Source organism: Desulfomicrobium macestii (assembly GCF_014873765.1).
Classification (GTDB): Bacteria; Desulfobacterota; Desulfovibrionia; order Desulfovibrionales; family Desulfomicrobiaceae; genus Desulfomicrobium; species Desulfomicrobium macestii.
The window spans coordinates 75,790-93,097 of record NZ_JADBGG010000012.1 but is presented as its reverse complement, the minus strand read 5'-3'; the positions used below and the strand labels follow the sequence as shown (position 1 = coordinate 93,097).

The window sequence follows — 17,308 nt, the reverse complement described above, 5'->3', positions numbered from 1 at the left end:
AAAAAATGTTATCCGTCCTATTCCGGACGAGAGGCCGGGATGCGCCCGGGGCCAGACAATACGGAAAAGAGCCTCGCCTTGAAAGAGGAATCTGGCCCACCCCTTGCCCTTGACCTGGACGTTTTAAATCAATATTTGAGCAACTGTTCAACTATTGACCGGATTATTGACCCAACATTGATCCAATGAAGAGCCGCTTAGTCCGAACATAAAGGGAGTTGCCATGAAGGATGTCTGCGAAGTCCGCTGTATCCATGAAGAAAATGTAAACAGAGCGCTGCTGGGCAGGACCGACGATGGCGTGCTCGAAGAAGCCGCCGGGCTTCTGGGTGTCATTTCCGACCCGACGCGGCTCAAGATCATGGACGCCCTGCGTCTTGGGGAGCTGTGCGTGTGCGACCTGGCGGCGGTGCTGGGCATGACCATTTCGGCCGTGTCCCACCAGCTGCGCCTTTTGCGCACGGCCAGGCTTGTGCGCGGCAGGCGGGCGGGCAAGGTGATTTTTTACACGATCCATGACGAGCACGTCGAAAAGCTCATGGACATGGCCCTTGATCACTGTCGGCAGAGGTGCGGGGAATGAACGAATTCTTGTGGGCATGCTGGGACATCCTGGTCGATTCGTCGCTCTGGATGCTGTTCGGTTTCTTCATGGCCGGACTGCTGCGGGCCTTTGTGCCGTCCGATCTGGTGGCGCGGCATCTGGGCAGGAATCAGTCCGGAAACATCTTCAAGGCGGCGCTCTTCGGCGTGCCCCTGCCTCTGTGCAGCTGCGGGGTCATCCCGGCGGCGGCGGGGCTCAGGCGACAGGGAGCCGGCAAGGGGGCCACGGCCTCGTTTCTCATTTCCACACCCGAGACCGGCGTGGATTCCATGGCCGTGAGCTGGGCGCTTCTCGATCCGCTCATGACCGTGCTGCGCCCCGCTTCGGCCTTTCTGACGGCCATGGTGACGGGCGTGCTTATCGACGCGGCAGACAAGGATCCAGGCAAGGAACCAGTCAAGGAACCCGGCAAGGATGCTGAGCATGGCATCGGCAAGGGCGCGCTTCAGGATCTCCGGACGACTCCGGACCTTACGCCCCTCGGCGCCGCGTCGGCCTGCGCTTCCGGCTGCTGTTCCTGCGGCGGCGATCCGGCCGCGCCATCGCGCTTCAGGCGTTTTCTGGGCGGCCAGCGCTTCGCCTTCGACGATCTGCTGGCGGACATCGCGCCCTGGTTCACGCTTGGCATCCTGCTGGCGGGCGTCATCACCGTCTACCTGCCCGACGACCTGGGACGCATGTTGCCGGGCGGCGGGCTGACCGCCATGCTGGCCATGCTGGCCGTGGCCCTGCCCATGTATGTCTGCGCCACGGCCAGCACGCCCATCGCGGCGGCCCTGGCCCTCAAGGGTTTCTCGCCCGGCGCGCTGCTGGTCTTCCTGCTTGCCGGACCGGCCACCAACGCGGCCACCATGGTCATGGTCGGCAGGATGCTGGGCAAGAAATCCGCCATCATCTACGTAGGTTCCATCATCGCCGTCACCCTCGTCTGCGCCGTGGCGGCCGATGCCCTCTATTTTTGGCTCGGCTACGAGGTGCACGCCTGGCTCGGTGACTTGGGATCCGAGGAGGGCGGTCTGCTTTCCGTCGTGGCCGCCCTGGTCATGCTCGCGATCCTGGGGCGCGCGCTTGCGCTGATGGCGATGCAGAAATTCGGGCGGCGCGGTTGAAAGGTCGCATGGCTTGAAAGATCCCATGGACGGGAGCAAGGGCATGGACTGTCCACATTCATCTTCCGCCCGGCCCTCCTGAATAAGCTTTCCGCGCTTTCACAAAAAAATCCCCCCGGCCGCCTGAAGCTGCCGGGGGGATTTTCATTCAAGCCGCAAGGCTATTTCTTCAGTCGGCCGATGCACGCCAGCCCATCCTCTTCCAACGCCACAAGGTCGTTGTAGACCTCGCGCTTGCGGATAACCACGTGCTTGTCGCCCTCGACCATGATCTCGGCGGCGCGAGCCCTGGAATTGTACTGCGAGGACATGACGAACCCGTAGGCTCCGGCCGAAAAGGCGGCCAGCAGATCGCCCTGGCCGACCTTGGGGAAGGTGCGGTTCTTGGCCAGAAAATCGCCGGATTCGCAGATGGGGCCGACCACGTCGGCGGTCATTTCCTCGCCGTTTCCTTCACGCACCGAAGCAATGCGGTGGTAGGAACCGTACAGGGAGGGACGAACCAGGTCGTTCATGGCCGCGTCGACGATGACGAATGTCTTGTCTTCGTTGGTCTTGGTGTACTGCACTTCGGTCACGAGGATGCCGGTGTTTCCGGCGATGACACGGCCGGGCTCGAGGATGAGGGTCACGTCCAGATCCTTCAAAGACTCGACCAGAGCCTTGCCAAGCTCCTCGGGGTGGGGCGGGGTTTCCTCGTTGTAGGTGATGCCAAGGCCGCCTCCTAAGTCCATGTACTTGATCTTGATGCCCATCTCCAGCAACTGGCCATGAAACTCCTTGAGCTTGTCCAGCGCTTCCATGAAGGGGGAAAGCTGGGTCAGCTGGGAGCCGATGTGGCAATCCATGCCGATGGGTTCGACATTGGGCAGGCTCTTGGCCAGGGCGTAGGCTTTCAGGGCATCGGGGCGGGACAGGCCGAACTTGTTTTCCTTGAGGCCGGTGGAGACGTAGGGGTGGGTCTTGGGGTCCACGTCGGGGTTGATGCGCAGGCTGACACGCGCGACCTTGTCCAGCCCGGCGGCCACTTCGTTGATGCGCTCAAGCTCCTGCACGGACTCCACGTTGAACATGAGGATGTCTGCGAAGAGGGCTTCCTGGATCTCGACGACCTTCTTGCCCACACCCGAATAGACGATCTTCTTCGGGTCCACTCCGGCCCTGAGCGCCCGGAAAAGTTCGCCCCCGGAGACGATGTCCGTGCCCGCGCCTTCCTGGGCCAGAATCTTGAGGAAGCTCAGGTTGGAGTTGGCCTTGACCGAGTAGCAGGTCAGGTGGTCGATGCCCTCGAAGGCGGAATCGAAGGCCTTGTAGTGGCGCTTTAAAGTCGTCGCGGAATAGATGTAGAGCGGAGTGCCGTATTCATAGACCAGATCGGCCACGGCGATGTCCTCGGCGTGAAGTTGACCATTCTTGTATTGAAAATAGTGCATGTATGTTCTCCTTTGGGGGATTAGGGGGCGGATGGGGTCAGGGTGATGATTTCGGACAGCGCCGGGGAGATGATCTGGTGCGTGTTGTCCGCCTTGAGGCGGATGCGCAGGGTCTGGCCCGGCAGCGGTTCGCAGATGGTGAAGATGTAGCTGTTTTCCTGGCGGTACACCCCGGAACTGTAGGGGTAGTATTTGCGCACGAAGGACGGGGTGAACGGGCAGGTGGGGCAGCCGTCCTGCTCGATCTCGACCATGAAATATTCGAGGTTGACCAGCCGTCCGCCCAGCTTGGCATTGATCAGCACGCAGCCCTCTTCCATGCGGGCCTCCATGTGATTGATCTGGATCATCTCATCGCTGACGATGGGCTGCGGCCATTCCTTTTTGCCGCAGGCGGCGAGCACGAGAACAAGAAACAGGAAAAGAGTGCGTTTCATGACAATCCTGCCATTGCTTTCCACTGGTGGAGCAGGGTGAGTGCGTCCAGGGGGGAAAGCTCGTTGACGTTGAGTTTTTTCAGGGCCTTCAGAACCTCGTGTTCCTCGGGCTGTTTTTGTGGAACCGCCGCCTTGGTCAGGCCGGGCAGGGAGACCTGCCGACTGATGAAGTCGTTGCGTTTGGCCCCGCCGGGAGCGTGTCGCTCCAGCACCGCCAGGATCTCCTTGGCCCGGGTCACGACCGAGGCCGGGACGCCTGCCAGCCGGGCAACCTCGATGCCGTAGCTGCGGTCCGCGGGCCCCGGGACCATGCGGCGCAAAAAGACGATGTCGCCCTTCCATTCCTTGATGGCGATATTGTAATTGCGCACCCCGGGCAAGCGTTCCTCAAGGACGGTCAGCTCGTGGTAATGCGTCGCGAAAAGGGTGCGGATTCCGCCCTGACGACGGGCCAGCTCCTCGGCCACGGCCCAGGCCAGGGACAGACCGTCGAAAGTGCTCGTGCCCCGTCCGATCTCATCCAGGATGACCAGGGAGCGCTTGCCCGCCTGCCGCAGGATGCGTGCCGTCTCCGTCATTTCGACCATGAAGGTCGATTGGCCCATGGCCAGGTTGTCCGATGCGCCAACCCGGGAAAAAATGCGGTCGCAAAGTCCAAGCCGGGCCTTGGCGGCGGGAACGAACCCGCCCATCTGGGCCAGGATGCAGATGAGCGCCACCTGCCTCAGCACCGTCGATTTACCGGCCATGTTCGGTCCGGTGATGAGCAGCACCCGGCCCGAGTCGTCCAGGGTCAGGTCGTTGGGGATGTAACCCGAGCGGCCCTGCACCGCCTCGACCACGGGATGGCGTCCGCCTTTGACGGCGATTTCAAGCCCGTCGTGCAGTTCGGGCCTGCTCCATTCCCATTTGCGCGCGGCATGGGCGAGCCCCTGGGCGCAATCAAGCTCGGCCAGAATTTTGGCCATGTGCATGAAACGGGAGCGGTGTCCGGCCACTTCCTCGCGCAGGGCGAGAAAAAGCTGGTATTCGTAGGTCTTACGCCGGTCAGAAGCGCTCAGGAGCTTCTCCTCCAGGAGTTTGAGCTCCTCGGTGATGTAGCGCTCGGCGTTGACCAGGGTCTGGCGGCGTATGAAGTGGGCAGGCGGTTCAGCCGCCACGGCCCGGCTCAGTTCGAAATAGTACCCGAAGACCTTGGTGTACCCGAGCTTGAGCTTGGGGATGTCGCAGGCCGTGCGCTCGCGTTCGAGCATGTCCGTCAGCGCCGTCTCACCGTGATCGGTCAGGTCCATGAGCTCGTCGAGGGCCGCGTCATAGCCCGGCCTGAAGAGCCCCCCTTCGGTGATGACCGGCGGCAGGGAATCGGCCAGCGCGCGGGCCAACAGAGCGTGCACGTCGTCCAGATCATCCCAGTCGCGCAGCAGTGCGCCAAGGCGTGGCGGCGGGGACTCAAGTTCAAGCAGAGCCTGATGCAGACGCGGCAGCACGCCCAGCGACGCCTTGAGCGCGGCGAAATCCTTGGGTGTCGAGCGGTTGACGACAATGCGCGTGCACAGGCGCTCCAGATCGTAGACCTTGTCCAGCGCCCGGCGCAGATCCTCGCGGATCATATCGCCGTCGTGCAGATAGGCGACCAGCTCCTGCACGGGCAGGATGCTTCCGAGATCCTTGAAGGGCTGGTGCATTCTGGTTTCCAGCAGCCTGCCACCCATGGGGGTCTGGGTCTGGTCCAGGACCTGCCACAGGGTGCCGCGTCCCTTGCTGCCGTCCATGGTTCTGAAAAGCTCCAGATTGCGCTCGGTGACCTCGTCCAGAAGCAGGGTGGCGGAGAGATCCAGAGGGGTGAAGGGCGCAAGATGGCTCAGGTCGCGCTTCTGGGTCAGCTCCAGATAGGTCAGCAGCGCGCCGCAACAGCGGATCAGGGCGGGCTTGTCGTCAAGGTCGAGGGTCTGCAGGGTTGGGACGGCCTGCGCGCGCAGGATCTTGTCCCGGGCCCCGCGCTCGTCGAAATAGGATTTTTGCGGATAGCGCGAAAGCTTGGCCTGCCACTGCTCAAATCCCTTGGGCAGGGCCTGGGTTTCGGTCAGGAGCAGTTCGCGCGGGTTCATCTTGACCAGCCACTGCCAGAGCACGGCCTCGCTTTTGGTCTGGATGCCCGACCAGGCCCCGGTGGAAAAATCGACCCAGGCCAGTCCGCCGCCAAGGTCGGCTTCCCAGTACAGGGCGCCCAGAAAATTGTGGCCTTTGGCGTCGAGGTTCATGTCCTCGACCACGGTGCCGGGGGTCAGCACCCGGGTCACTTCGCGCTTGACCAGTCCCTTGGCTTGCTTGGGGTCCTCGACCTGATCGCACAGGGCCACCTTGTAGCCCTTGTCCAGCAGCTGGCGCAGATATTCGTCGATGGCGTGGTGGGGCATCCCGCACATGGGCACGGGATTTTCCGCGCCGGGGTTGCGGCTGGTGAGCGTGATCTGCAGCTCCCGGGCCGCGATTTCGGCGTCCTCGAAGAAGAGTTCGAAAAAATCTCCCATGCGGAAAAACACGAGGGTGCCCGGATATTCTCCCTTGACCCGCAGGTACTGCTCCATCATGGGCGTGACCTTGACCGTGTTCATGACGCTTCGTCGCTGAGGAGCTGGCGGATGGTTATGGAGTGCCAGGACATGCACTTGGGACAGCAGAAGAAGATCTGGCCGCGTTTCAATCCGCAGCGGGCGCAAACAAAGCGTTTCGCCTCGCGTGCGCGGCGCAGCAGGAATTCCAGCTGAAACTCGAACACCGGAGTCATCTGCTGCTCGGGCAGGGACATGGTCAGAAGCTCCAGGCGGGCAGGCCAGAAGGCCGGACTCATGAGCAGGGTTTTCTCCTGCCAGGTCTTGGCCTCCTCGACGCGGCCGTGGGCGCGCAGCAGGCATCCGGCGTAATGCAGCGGGGCAAGTTCCGGAGGGTGCCTGTCAATGACGGCCAGCAAGGCGTCCAGATGCGCCGCGGGCAGGATGGCCTTCACCGGCACGCCCGAATCCTCGTAGTCGAGCAGGGGATCGAGCAGCACGAAGCCCAGATGCGTGCCGACCGATCCCAGTCCCTGGTCGAGCAGCGCGATGACATCGTCCCAGGATTCGCGGCTGATCTGAAACATGATCCCTTCCAGCCAGGCCTCGGGAGAGGCGGGATAGATCTCCCGGGCTTCCGCCAACAGGCCCTGGTCAGCGGCCTCGGTTCCGGTCGTGGCGGCCCGGACCAGGTAATGCGCAGCCTGCAGATCGAGTCCCATTTTCCTGTATTGACGGCTGGCGGCCAGAAAATCCCCGCCCTTGGCGTGCAGAAGGGCCAGCTCCAGCTCCAGGGCGGGATTGTCGCCGCCGATATCGCGACATTTGCGCAGGGCCTCCTGGGCGCGGTCGAGGATGCCCGCCCGGGAATAGTCGCGGCCGAGCTCGAAATAGATCCGGGACTGATCCTCGCGGCCGAGATCCGCGCGTTGCAGAAGGGAGCTGCGCATTTGAATGGCCCGGTCAAGCTCCCCGCGCATGCGGTAGAGGTTGCCCAGTGCCGAGCAGATCTCGATCGCTCCATGATGGTTGCGCATGGCCCGCGAAAGGTCGTCGATGGCGGCCAGGGCGTCCAGGGCCGGATTGGGCGGCACGGGCGAAAAGAGGTCGGCGTGGTCGTCGCGCAGTCCCAGGAGGGACCTTAGCCATTGCATTTGTTTGCCCCCAACGTTTTTTTGCAGTCCAACTCGTTGTAATTTTTCAATCAATCAGCCCAGGTGCCGGGCGTACCACTCTCCGGCCCGGGCCAGTCCGTCGCGGACGCCAAAGGCAGGGTCGTAGCCGAGCAGCCGGCGGCTCCTGGAAATATCCGCCAGGGAATGGCGCACATCCCCGGCCCGGAAATCCCTGTGCGAGGGCTGCGCTTCGGCGCAGGCCGGCTTGAACTTGGCGGCCTCGTCGCGGATGAGATAAAAAAGCTCGCCAAGGGTGGTGCGCTGGCCAAAGGCGACGTTGAACACGCTCCCGGCCACTTCAGGAGCCGTGGCGCATGCTGCCAGGATGTTGGCCTGCACGCAATTGTCGATGAAGCAGAAGTCGCGGCTCGTTTCGCCGTCGCCGTTGATCCACACGGTCTCTTCACGCAGCAGCCCCGCGAACCATTTGGGGATGACCGCCGCGTAGGCGCCCTCGGGATCCTGCCGCTTTCCGAAGACGTTGAAGTAGCGCAGGCCCACGCTGTCCATGCCGTAGGTCTTTAAAAACACCTCGGCGTAGAGCTCGTTGACGTACTTGGTCACGGCGTAGGGAGACAGCGGCTTGCCGATGGTCTCCTCGACCTTGGGCAGGCCGGGATGATCGCCATAGGTGGAGCTTGAGGCCGCATACACGAAGCGCGTGACCTTGCTGTCCTTGGCGGCGACGAGCATGTTCAGAAAGCCGGTCACGTTGTTGGCGTTGGTCAGCAGGGGATCGACGATGGAGCGGGGCACCGAGCCGAGCGCGGCCTGATGCAGGACGTAGTCCACGCCCCGGCAGGCTTCCATGCAGGTGGGCAGGTCCCGGATATCGCCTTCGATGAAGCGGAAGCGGGCCCACTGTTCGGGAGTCATGCTGCCCTGGACTTCGCCTAGATTGTGCCTGTGGCCGGTGGAAAAATTGTCCAGTCCCGTGACCTGCTGATCGTGGCGCAGCAGGGTTTCCAGCAGATTGGAGCCGATGAAACCGGCAACGCCGGTGATGAGCCAGTGGCGTTTGGATTCAAGAGCGGTGAGTGTTTTGTTATGCATGAGCTACCCGGTATGAGGAAAAAAATTGCGTCCCGAAGGGATGATCCTTGGGACGCACGACAGCAGAGTGGACGACGGATCGTTCCAGATGTGCTAGTTCTGGATGTTTTCGGTGGATTCCGGGGTGGTGTACTCATCCATGGTCTTGGGACGCAGGGATGCGACTTCACGCTCCAGGGCGTCCATTTCCTTCTTGTACTGGCGGCACTGCTTGGACAGGCGGATTTTTTCCAGGAAGAAATAGAACGTGCAGAGCAGGGAACCGATCACGAAAGCCATGAGGATGATCAGGTAGAAGGGCACAGCCTCGGTCTGGTAGTGCCAGCCGAAAACCTTGAGCTCCAGCGCCAGTTCCTGAATCAGGATGTCATGGTTCTGAACAAAGAAGAGCATGGAGAAAAAGAAAAGGGCTACCAGGCCCAGCACTTTGAGATATCGCATCCGTATCACCTCTACCGTTGAAGGTTGTTGAAATAGGGCTTCAAGCGCTTGTATGTCGAGCGCAGATGCTCGGGCAGAACGCTTGTTTCCGACATGACGGCCATGAAGGAGTGGTCTCCGTTCCAGCGCGGCACAAGGTGCACATGAAGATGCTCCTTGATCCCGGCGCCGGCCGCCTCGCCGATGTTCACGCCGATGTTGATTCCGTGCGGATTGAAAGCCTGCTCTAAGATAAAAGAGCACTTTTGTACATAGTCCATGATCTCATGACTTTCCCTCGTGTCGAGCTCGGTGATGTTGCTGACGTGTCGATACGGGGTGACCATGAGGTGCCCGCTGGAGTAGGGAAAGATGTTCATGATGACGAAACAGTTCTCGGCGCGGTGCAGTACGAAGCGATCCTCGTCGCCGTCCGTGGATTCGGGCAGGCAGAAGACGCAGCTGTCGGGCTTTGGGCCGAGAATGTAGTTGATGCGCCATGGCGCGTGCAGTGTTTTCATGTCTACAGGATCTGGCTCAGGAATTTTTTGGTGCGCGGATGTTCGGGGCTGGTGAAGAAATGCTCCGGAGTTCCGGTCTCGACGATCTGGCCGTGATCCATGAAGATGACCCGGTCCGCCACTTCGCGGGCAAAACCCATCTCGTGGGTCACGACGACCATGGTCATGCCCTCTCTGGCCAGGGTGACCATGACGTCCAGGACCTCACCGATCATCTCGGGGTCCAGGGCGGAGGTCGGCTCGTCGAAGAGCATGATCTTGGGGTTCATGGCCAGCGCCCGGGCAATGGCCACGCGCTGCTGCTGCCCGCCGGAAAGCATGGCTGGATAAACCTCGGCCTTCTCCCGGATGCCGACTTTGTCGAGCAGGGCGAGAGCCCGTTTCTTGGCCTCAAGCTCCGGCACTTTTTTCAGCTTCATGGGTGCCATGGTCAGGTTGCCAAGCACCGTCTTGTGCGGAAACAGATTGAAGCTCTGGAAAACCATGCCCAGCTCCTGGCGGATCAGGTTGATATCGTTATCCTTGGCGTTGATATCCTGTCCGTCGACCACGATGCTTCCGCTGTCAATGGTTTCGAGGCGGTTGATGGAACGCAGCAGGGTGGACTTTCCCGATCCGCTGGGACCGATGATGACCACCTTTTCTCCGGAATTGATGGACAGGCTGACGTCGTTTAATGCCTGCAACTGGCCAAAGAACTTGTAGACGTTCTTGATTTCGATGATGGGCCTAGTCCCGTTCATAATAATTCAACCTCTGCTCCATTTTACTGACGGCCTTGGACAAGAAGAGCGTGATGACCAGATAGACAAGGGCCACCATTGTGTAAGCCTCGAAGTACAGAAAGGATTCGCTGGCGAATTCCCGGCCTCGGCGCAACAGGTCCGACACGGCCAGAATGGAGACCAGGGAGCTGTCTTTCAAAAGAGCGATGAACTCGTTGCCCACCGGCGGCAGGATGGTCCGCCAGGCCTGAGGCAGGACTACGTACATCATGGTCTGGAGACGATTGAAACCCAGGGATCTGGCCGCTTCGGCCTGTCCCTTGTCGATGGAGTCGATGCCTGCCCGGAATACCTCGCCCATGTAGGCGCCGTAACAGATGCCCATGGCGAGCACAGCCGCGGCCATGGGCGGAAGATCCTTGAAGAGCTCAAGCCGTCCCAGGGCGAAATAGATGTAGAACAGCTGCACCAGGAGCGGGATTCCTCGGATGACTTCCACGTAGGTCGAGGCGATCAGGTTCAGGACCTTGTTGCGAGACAGCCGGCCAAGACCTGTAATGAGCCCAAGCACAAGGGAAAGCATGATGGACAGGAACGTGACCTGGAAGGTGACCAGGACGCCGTCGGGAAGAAATTGCAGAATCCGCCAGTATGGCTCGGGCTGTGTCACGCACAGATAGATGATGATGCCGATGGCGCCGAAAAAGGTGAGCCACCATGCGTTGAAGAGGCCCGAGTCCTTTTTCAGGGGGATGGCCGCGCCGTCGCCGATGTCGATCTTGACAGCTTTTGTGGAATATTGTGGGTTCATGACTGGCCTTGTCGTAATCGCTGAAAAAAAAGGAAAACCGGGGCGTTTGCCCCGGTCATGACATTATTTGGCTCCGAACCATTTTGCGTAGATCTTGTCGTACTCGCCGCTGGCCTTGATGGCGGCCAGGGAGGAGTTGATCAGATCGACGATTTCCTTGTTGCCCTTGTTCACGGCAAAACCCAGGTATTCCGGGGATTCGGGGGCGATCAGAAAGGCCAGGGTCAGCTTCTGGGAATACTGCTCATGCTGCAGTGCGTAGTTGGAGGCGACGGCGTCGTCGGCGATGACGGCATCGATACGGCCGTTGTAGAGATCTTCCACGGCCAGGCCGATCTCGTCATAGGACTTGGCGGTGGCGCCTTCGATCTTCTTGCACAGAAAGTAGCCGGTGGTGCCCATCTGGGAGGCAACGGTCTTGCCGGCAAGGTCGGCAACGGAAGCGATGCCCGAGCCCTTGGGCACGATGACGCCCTGCTTCACTTCAAAATAGGGATCGGAAAAATCCATGTTCTGCTTGCGCTCGTCGGTGATGGAGACCGAGGAGGCGATGGCGTCGTACTTGCCGGAAGCAAGTCCCGCGAAGATGCCGTCCCATGCGGTGTTCTTGAGAATCGGGTTGAATCCGCCGGCCTTGCCCATGGCGATAACGACCTCGGGACCAAAACCGACGATGTTCTTGTCGGCGTCGATCATTTCCATGGGCGGATAGGTGGCATCCACCGCAAAAACGACATCCTTGGCCAGGGCATTTCCGGCCATGAGCAAAAGAGCCAGCAAAACAAGTGCAATCCGTGTACGCATACGTCCTCCAGAGCTGGTAAAATGATGATTTCCCGAAAAATTGTCCGACAGACCAAAATGACATAAAATCGTTAAAGAATTGCCCCGCTTTGGTCAAGAAACGGCTTTGGGCTCCTGCCCCTGGAGTGATGCGGCCATACGCCTGGCGTACTTCAGCTGATCTTCACGGGTGCGCACTTCCCCGTTCAGGACGGCCCGCTTCACCGCACGCAGAATGTTCGCGAACCTGGGACCAGGTTCCAGACCCATTTTCTTGATATCGGATCCGGTGACCAGGATGCCCACGTCCTGCAAATGAGTCAGGTAGTGGGAGACGGCTTTTTTAAGCTCCAGCTTGCGCTGCTTGGCCATGGTGTACAGGAGGCCCTCCAGGGACAGGGGGGAGAGGATGTCGTACAGGTCGGCCGCGGACCCACCGTTCTTTCCCCACTGCGCCAGCTGCATGGCCACATAGCGCAACTGGCGACGGGTGGACTCCACCAGTTCGATGCGCTTGGGCGGAAACCTGAGCCGCGAGGTCAGGGCCTGGACCTGATGTGTGTCGAAGCCCGACACCAGCCCGAGAAAATAGACGATCCAGATGTCCGGGGCCTCCTCGCGGAAGAGCAGCTTGTACCAGGTGATGACCCGCTCGATCTCTTCCAGCAGGGCTTCCTTGGTCTGCGGGAAATGGAGCAGGGGGTGGATCTCCTGCAAAAGGCCCAGGTCACGCATACGGATGAAGGCGTCCAGCGGCGCGCTGTCCTCGGCCAAAAGGCGCAGTTCGTGCCGGATGCGCGCTCCGGAGAGCTTCTGAAAGATGTTCAGGCGCACGGCATTTTTGATGAGCCGCTCGGTCTGTCCGCCGATCTTGAACTGGAAACGCTGCTCGAATCGGATGGCGCGGATGATCCGCGTCGGGTCTTCCACGAAAGACAGGGAATGCAGGACCCGTATGACCCCGTCCTTGATGTCCTGCTGCCCTCCGAAAAAATCCACCAGACGCCCGAAGTGGGGCGGGCAGAGGTGGATGGCCAGGGTGTTGATGGAAAAATCGCGGCGGTACAGGTCCATCTTCAGCGACGAGAGTTCGACGATGGGCAGGGCGGCCGGATACTCGTAGTATTCGAGGCGGGCCGTGGCCACGTCGATCTTCTGGCCGCCGGGCAGGATGAGCACCGCGGTGCGGAATTTCAAATGTGGGCGTACCCGCGCCCCGAGCTTGCGCCCGAGATTCTGGGCAAAGGCGATGCCGTCGCCTTCGACCACAAGATCGATGTCATCGTTGGGGATGCCAAGCAGCATGTCGCGCACGAATCCGCCCACGGCGTAGACCGCTACGTCAAGCTCCTGTCCGGTCTGCCCGGCAAGCTGAAGCAGGGAAACGATGTCCTTGGGCAGGCGCTCCAGCAATATCTGGCGGATGTTCTTCTCCTGGCGCTTGTCCGAAAGCAGGGACTCGGGAATGCGGGCCGGCTCCTGGACCATGAGATTGATCAGGTCCGTGCGCGTGATGACCCCGACCAGTTCCTGGCCGCGCAGCACAGGGACCAGACGCTGGCGATGCCCAAGGATGATCTCCATGACCTGGTAGAGGTCCTGGTCCTCGGTCACGAAATGAAAATCCTCGAGCATGTACTCCGTGACCCGCTCGTCTCCAAGGCCGTGCCCGACGGCCTTTTCGGCCACGCTGTTCTCGATGATGCCGCAGACCTGGTCGCCGTATTCGACCACGGGCAGGGCTTTTAGCCCGTAACGGACCATGACCTCCGCCGCCTGGACCACGCTCTGGGCGGCCTTTATGCGGACCACGGGCGAGGACATGAAATCCCTGACCACCATCTGGGGATTTATGAGCGAATAGAGTAGTGCAAAAAGCTCATCCTTTACCTGAGAAATGGTGCGGTCCTTGATGGAGGCCGACGCCGCATAGGCGTGGCCGCCGCCGCCGAAAGACGAACAGACCACGCCCACATCCACTTCCTGAACCTTGCTGCGGGCCACGAGCTGGATGCGGTCGCCCATGTGGCCGATGGCAAAGAGCACGCGGATGTTCTCCATGTCCATGAGCTTGTGGGTGAGCAGGGCGAAATCTCCGACATACGTGTCGAGCACGACCTCGGCGATGACGATGTCGACGCCGTTTATGGTATGGGTGGTGGCGGAATCGATGAGCTCGGACAGGATGGCGACCTGTTCCGTGGACAGTTCGCGGCTCATGATGTCGCGGATGACGTCAAGGTCCATGCCCATGGTCCGAAGCCAGGCCGCGGCCTCGAAATCGTGCTCGGTGGTTGACTTGAAAGTGAAACCGCCCGTGTCCTCGAAGATGCCAAGGCCCATGATCGTGGCTTCGTCGGGGCTGACCGTCAGGGCTTTTTCCTTGAGTTTCGCGACGATGATGGACGTGGTCGCCCCCCAGGCCTCATAGATGTCGAGGCTCGCATCGAGCGCGTCATCGGTGGCCGGATGGTGGTCGTAGAGATGGATCTGAAGGTCCGGCAAGGCAAAAAGAGGCTCCACGTGCGCGAGCCGCGAGCGTTGCCTGGTGTCCACGACCACCAGAAGCCGCACCGCATTCAGGTCAAGATCCTTGAGGCTCTTGAAATTGAAGAGATACATGGCGCTCTGGATGAAATAATCCTTGAGCGAACTCTCCTGGGTGCCCGGGAAGACCAGAGCGGCGCCTGGATAGAGCTTGCTGACCGCGATCATGGCGGCCAGGGCGTCGAAATCCGCGTTGGCGTGGCAGGTGATGACCGTGTTGAAAGGGGTTTCGGGGGGCATTTCAGGACCGGGGGTGAAATTTGCGGTGCAGGGCGGCCATGCGGGCGGACTGCACGTGGGTGTAGATTTCCGTGGCCATGATGTCGCTGTGGCCGAGCAGGATCTGCAGGGTGCGCAGATCGGCACCGCCTTCGAGCAGGTGCGTTGCAAAGGAGTGGCGCAGGGTGTGCGGCGAAACCGGACGGTTTATCCCGGCCTCCAGCGCGTAGCGGCTCAAGAGCTTCCACACGCCCTGTCGGGAAAGCCCCAGACCCGAACGATTGAGAAATATCGTGTCGGTCTTGGGACCGAAAAGAGGGCGCCAGTGCTGCAGGTAAGCGAGCAGCAGGCTGACCGCGGACTCGTGCAGGGGCACATAGCGCTCCTTGCTGCCCTTGCCGAGGACGCGCAGCAGCCCGGCCTGGGGATCGAAGTCGGGGAGCGCAAGAGAGACCAGTTCGGACACGCGCAGCCCGCAGGCATAGAGCAGCTCAAGCATGGTCCGGTCCCGAAAACCCAGGCGGACGTTCATGACAGGGCGGTTCAAAAGGGCGGTGACCTCTTCCCGGGACAGGACTTCGGGCAGTTTGCGGACCAGCTTGGGGCTGTCCAGCAGGGCGGCGGGACTGGAATCAAGCAGGCGCTCCTGCACCATAAAATCGAAAAAACCCCGCAAACTTGAGAGGTTGCGGGCCATCGACGTGTTCTTGAGCCCTTTTCGCCGCAGATGCACCATATAAAGGAAGAGGGTGTGTTCATCGACCTTGCCGAGGCTGCCGCCAAGATCAGTGAGAAATTCCCGGAAGAAAAGCAGATCCGAACCATACGCTTCGACGGTTTTTTCGGCCAAGCCGCGAATGACGGTCAGGTGCTGGAGGTAAGCGTCGATTTCTTCGTGCATTCCCGGCAAGGTACATCTGGCCTCTTGCCTGCACAAGCTGAAAAAGGTAGCTTTTTCAACCAATGCCCAAACCAAGCGCCTCTCACGCATATATCGGCCTGGGGTCCAACATGGGGGACCCGGTGGCCAATGTCCATCAAGCCGTCAAGGCCCTGCATGATGCCCCCGGTCTTGAGGTGGACGCCGTGTCCCCGATTTTCCGGACGGAGCCGCAGGGGATGCGCGATCAGGACTGGTTTGCCAACTGCGTGACGCGTATTTTCGTCCGCGCCCCGTATTCCCCCGAAGAGCTGCTTGACGTCCTGGCCGACATCGAATCGCGCATGGGCCGAATTCGCACGACTCACTGGGGGCCACGAATCATCGATATCGACCTCCTTCTCTACGGTGACGTGGAGTGGGATTCGCCGCGCCTGCAGATTCCTCATCCACGAATGCTTGAAAGGGCGTTCGTGCTCGTTCCGCTCATGCACCTGGCTCCGGAAATCCGCATCCGGGACCTTTGTCCATCACAGTGGCTGTCCCGGCTTCCGTATCGCCTTGATGGCGATCGGATTCTGCAGGCCACAAACGCCATTCCCCGAGGTGAATAATGCTTAAATTTGTCATTCTGGCTGCCGTGTGCTTCATCCTTTACAAACTCGTGACCAATGACAAGAAGAAGAAGGTCGAGGTCAAAAACAAGCAGGAAGAGAAGCTGGCCAAGGAAGGCGTTCTGGTCAAGGATCCCATCTGCGGAACCTACGTTTCCAAGGATTCGGACATCCGCATCAAGGAAGGTGAAGAGGTGCGCTGTTTCTGCAGTTATGAATGCCGGGACAAATATCTGAAAATGATCGACTAGCTGGCTGTTGAAAAAATCCAAATTCTCAGGCCCTTGAAAAAGGCGAGCTGCTGCGCCAGGGAAAAAATCCAGACCGCTCATGTATGCGCAATCCGCTGCGAGTCCTGGATTATTTGGCTTCCATGCATCTCACCATTTCTTGAACGGTCTGCCAGGGGGAGGTAAGCATGCAATTCTTCATTGATACCGCTAACTTGACCGAGATCAAGGCCGCCATGGAAATGGGGCTCGTGGATGGAGTGACCACCAACCCTTCGCTCATGAGCAAGGAAGCCGATGACTGGCGGGACATCGCCGGACAGATCTGCAAGCTGGTACCGGGGCCTGTCAGCCTTGAGGTCATCGCGCTCGATGCCGAGGGCATGGTCCGTGAAGCCAAGGAGCTGATGCAGTTTGGACCCAATGTCGTGGTCAAGGTGCCCATGACGGCCGAAGGCCTCAAAGCCGTGCGCATCTTGAAATCCAAGGACATCGAGACCAACGTTACCCTCATTTTTTCCGCTGCCCAGGCCTTGCTTGCGGCCAAGGCGGGTGCGGCCTACGTCAGCCCGTTCCTGGGACGCCTCGATGACGTCGGTCAGGACGGCATGGAGCTGGTGCACCAGATTTTGGGCATCTACGCCAATTACGGCTTTTCAACCCGCATCATCGCGGCCAGTATACGCAGCCCGTTGCATGTCCTGGACGCGGCCATGGCGGGAGCCCACATCGCCACGGTGCCATTCAAGATCTTAAAGCAACTCATTGACCATCCCTTGACGGACAAGGGCATTGCCGCGTTTCTCAAGGATTGGGAGAAGAAAGCCGGGAAATGAAGCCCGGAGTGAATTTGGTGAACTGGACCTGATGGGTTGATCCGATGGGTGGACCTGACGGACTGAAATGAACTTGCACGGACCGGGATGGACTGATGGACCCGGGACATGACAGGCACGTAAAAATATCCTGATCAACCGGATCGGCGCAGAAACGCCGATCCGGTTTTTTTGTCTGCGCCTTTCAAGGAAGTCCATTTGTTCATTCCAGCCTATTTAAGGCCATCAAAGTCCAATCGAGGACTCCCGAACCACTCCACGCAGTCGTTTTCTTTTGTCTCATAATGAAAATTATGTTAACTTTAAGAAAACCAAGGTTGAGCAATGTCAGGCCATTGCCTATGTCGCTTCTCTTTTGT

General features: G+C 60.1%; 17 protein-coding genes. 5 read left to right on the top strand and 12 right to left on the bottom strand.

From position 1 onward, the window contains the following. The first annotated feature begins 223 nt into the window (after positions 1-223). A complete protein-coding gene (locus tag H4684_RS09575; protein WP_092191745.1) occupies positions 224-583 on the top strand; it encodes an ArsR/SmtB family transcription factor in 360 nt (119 codons plus the stop codon). After that, positions 580-1,713 (top strand): SO_0444 family Cu/Zn efflux transporter, encoded by a 1,134-nt coding sequence (locus H4684_RS09570; protein WP_192623558.1) that lies wholly within the window; start codon positions 580-582, stop codon positions 1,711-1,713. The genes H4684_RS09575 and H4684_RS09570 overlap by 4 nt, the downstream gene beginning before the upstream one ends. A gap of 161 nt (positions 1,714-1,874) precedes the next feature. On the opposite strand, the gene lysA is transcribed toward H4684_RS09570, so the two are convergent. From lysA to xerD, 12 genes are all read right to left on the bottom strand, one after another. Beyond that, positions 1,875-3,146, bottom strand: a complete 1,272-nt coding sequence (gene lysA / locus H4684_RS09565; protein WP_192623557.1) for a diaminopimelate decarboxylase — start codon at positions 3,144-3,146, stop codon at positions 1,875-1,877. A gap of 20 nt (positions 3,147-3,166) precedes the next feature. Then, positions 3,167-3,583: a hypothetical protein gene (locus H4684_RS09560; protein WP_192623556.1), complete on the bottom strand. Its 417-nt coding sequence runs from the start codon at positions 3,581-3,583 to the stop codon at positions 3,167-3,169. Continuing rightward, a complete protein-coding gene (gene mutS, locus H4684_RS09555; protein ID WP_192623555.1) occupies positions 3,580-6,198 on the bottom strand; it encodes a DNA mismatch repair protein MutS in 2,619 nt (872 codons plus the stop codon). Before mutS ends, H4684_RS09560 begins: the two co-directional genes overlap by 4 nt. Then, positions 6,195-7,289, bottom strand: coding sequence for a tetratricopeptide repeat protein (locus H4684_RS09550; RefSeq protein ID WP_192623554.1), 1,095 nt, complete (start codon positions 7,287-7,289; stop codon positions 6,195-6,197). The genes mutS and H4684_RS09550 overlap by 4 nt, the downstream gene beginning before the upstream one ends. A gap of 54 nt (positions 7,290-7,343) precedes the next feature. Then, the gene (locus tag H4684_RS09545; RefSeq protein ID WP_192623553.1) at positions 7,344-8,363 is read right to left on the bottom strand and encodes an SDR family oxidoreductase; all 1,020 of its coding nucleotides are present in this window, start codon (positions 8,361-8,363) and stop codon (positions 7,344-7,346) included. A gap of 93 nt (positions 8,364-8,456) precedes the next feature. Next, positions 8,457-8,804 (bottom strand): LapA family protein, encoded by a 348-nt coding sequence (locus H4684_RS09540; RefSeq protein ID WP_192623552.1) that lies wholly within the window; start codon positions 8,802-8,804, stop codon positions 8,457-8,459. 11 nt (positions 8,805-8,815) lie between these two features. Further along, entirely contained in the window at positions 8,816-9,304 is a 489-nt protein-coding gene (locus H4684_RS09535; protein ID WP_192623551.1) for an HIT family protein, read from the bottom strand. A 2-nt stretch (positions 9,305-9,306) separates the two neighbouring features. Then, positions 9,307-10,047 (bottom strand): amino acid ABC transporter ATP-binding protein, encoded by a 741-nt coding sequence (locus H4684_RS09530; RefSeq protein ID WP_092191728.1) that lies wholly within the window; start codon positions 10,045-10,047, stop codon positions 9,307-9,309. Then, positions 10,034-10,840, bottom strand: a complete 807-nt coding sequence (locus tag H4684_RS09525) for an amino acid ABC transporter permease (RefSeq protein WP_192623550.1) — start codon at positions 10,838-10,840, stop codon at positions 10,034-10,036. Before H4684_RS09525 ends, H4684_RS09530 begins: the two co-directional genes overlap by 14 nt. A gap of 63 nt (positions 10,841-10,903) precedes the next feature. Next, positions 10,904-11,644, bottom strand: coding sequence for a basic amino acid ABC transporter substrate-binding protein (locus tag H4684_RS09520; RefSeq protein WP_192623549.1), 741 nt, complete (start codon positions 11,642-11,644; stop codon positions 10,904-10,906). 93 nt (positions 11,645-11,737) lie between these two features. Then, positions 11,738-14,410, bottom strand: coding sequence for a CBS domain-containing protein (locus tag H4684_RS09515; RefSeq protein WP_192623548.1), 2,673 nt, complete (start codon positions 14,408-14,410; stop codon positions 11,738-11,740). Position 14,411: 1 nt separating this feature from the next. Further along, positions 14,412-15,290 carry a site-specific tyrosine recombinase XerD gene (gene xerD, locus H4684_RS09510; RefSeq protein WP_192623547.1) on the bottom strand — a complete coding sequence of 293 codons (879 nt, stop codon included), beginning with the start codon at positions 15,288-15,290 and terminating at the stop codon, positions 14,412-14,414. 62 nt (positions 15,291-15,352) lie between these two features. Here xerD and folK point away from each other — a divergent pair, with 62 nt between their 5' ends. The 3 genes from folK (at position 15,353) to fsa (ending at position 16,949) form a co-directional block, all read left to right on the top strand. Beyond that, positions 15,353-15,883, top strand: coding sequence for a 2-amino-4-hydroxy-6-hydroxymethyldihydropteridine diphosphokinase (gene folK / locus H4684_RS09505; protein ID WP_192623546.1), 531 nt, complete (start codon positions 15,353-15,355; stop codon positions 15,881-15,883). Then, positions 15,883-16,134, top strand: a complete 252-nt coding sequence (locus H4684_RS09500) for a transcriptional regulator (RefSeq protein WP_092191716.1) — start codon at positions 15,883-15,885, stop codon at positions 16,132-16,134. The genes folK and H4684_RS09500 overlap by 1 nt, the downstream gene beginning before the upstream one ends. Positions 16,135-16,301: 167 nt before the next feature. Beyond that, complete coding sequence (gene fsa, locus H4684_RS09495) at positions 16,302-16,949, top strand: fructose-6-phosphate aldolase (protein ID WP_192623545.1); 648 nt, start codon at positions 16,302-16,304, stop codon at positions 16,947-16,949. Positions 16,950-17,308 lie beyond the last annotated feature (359 nt).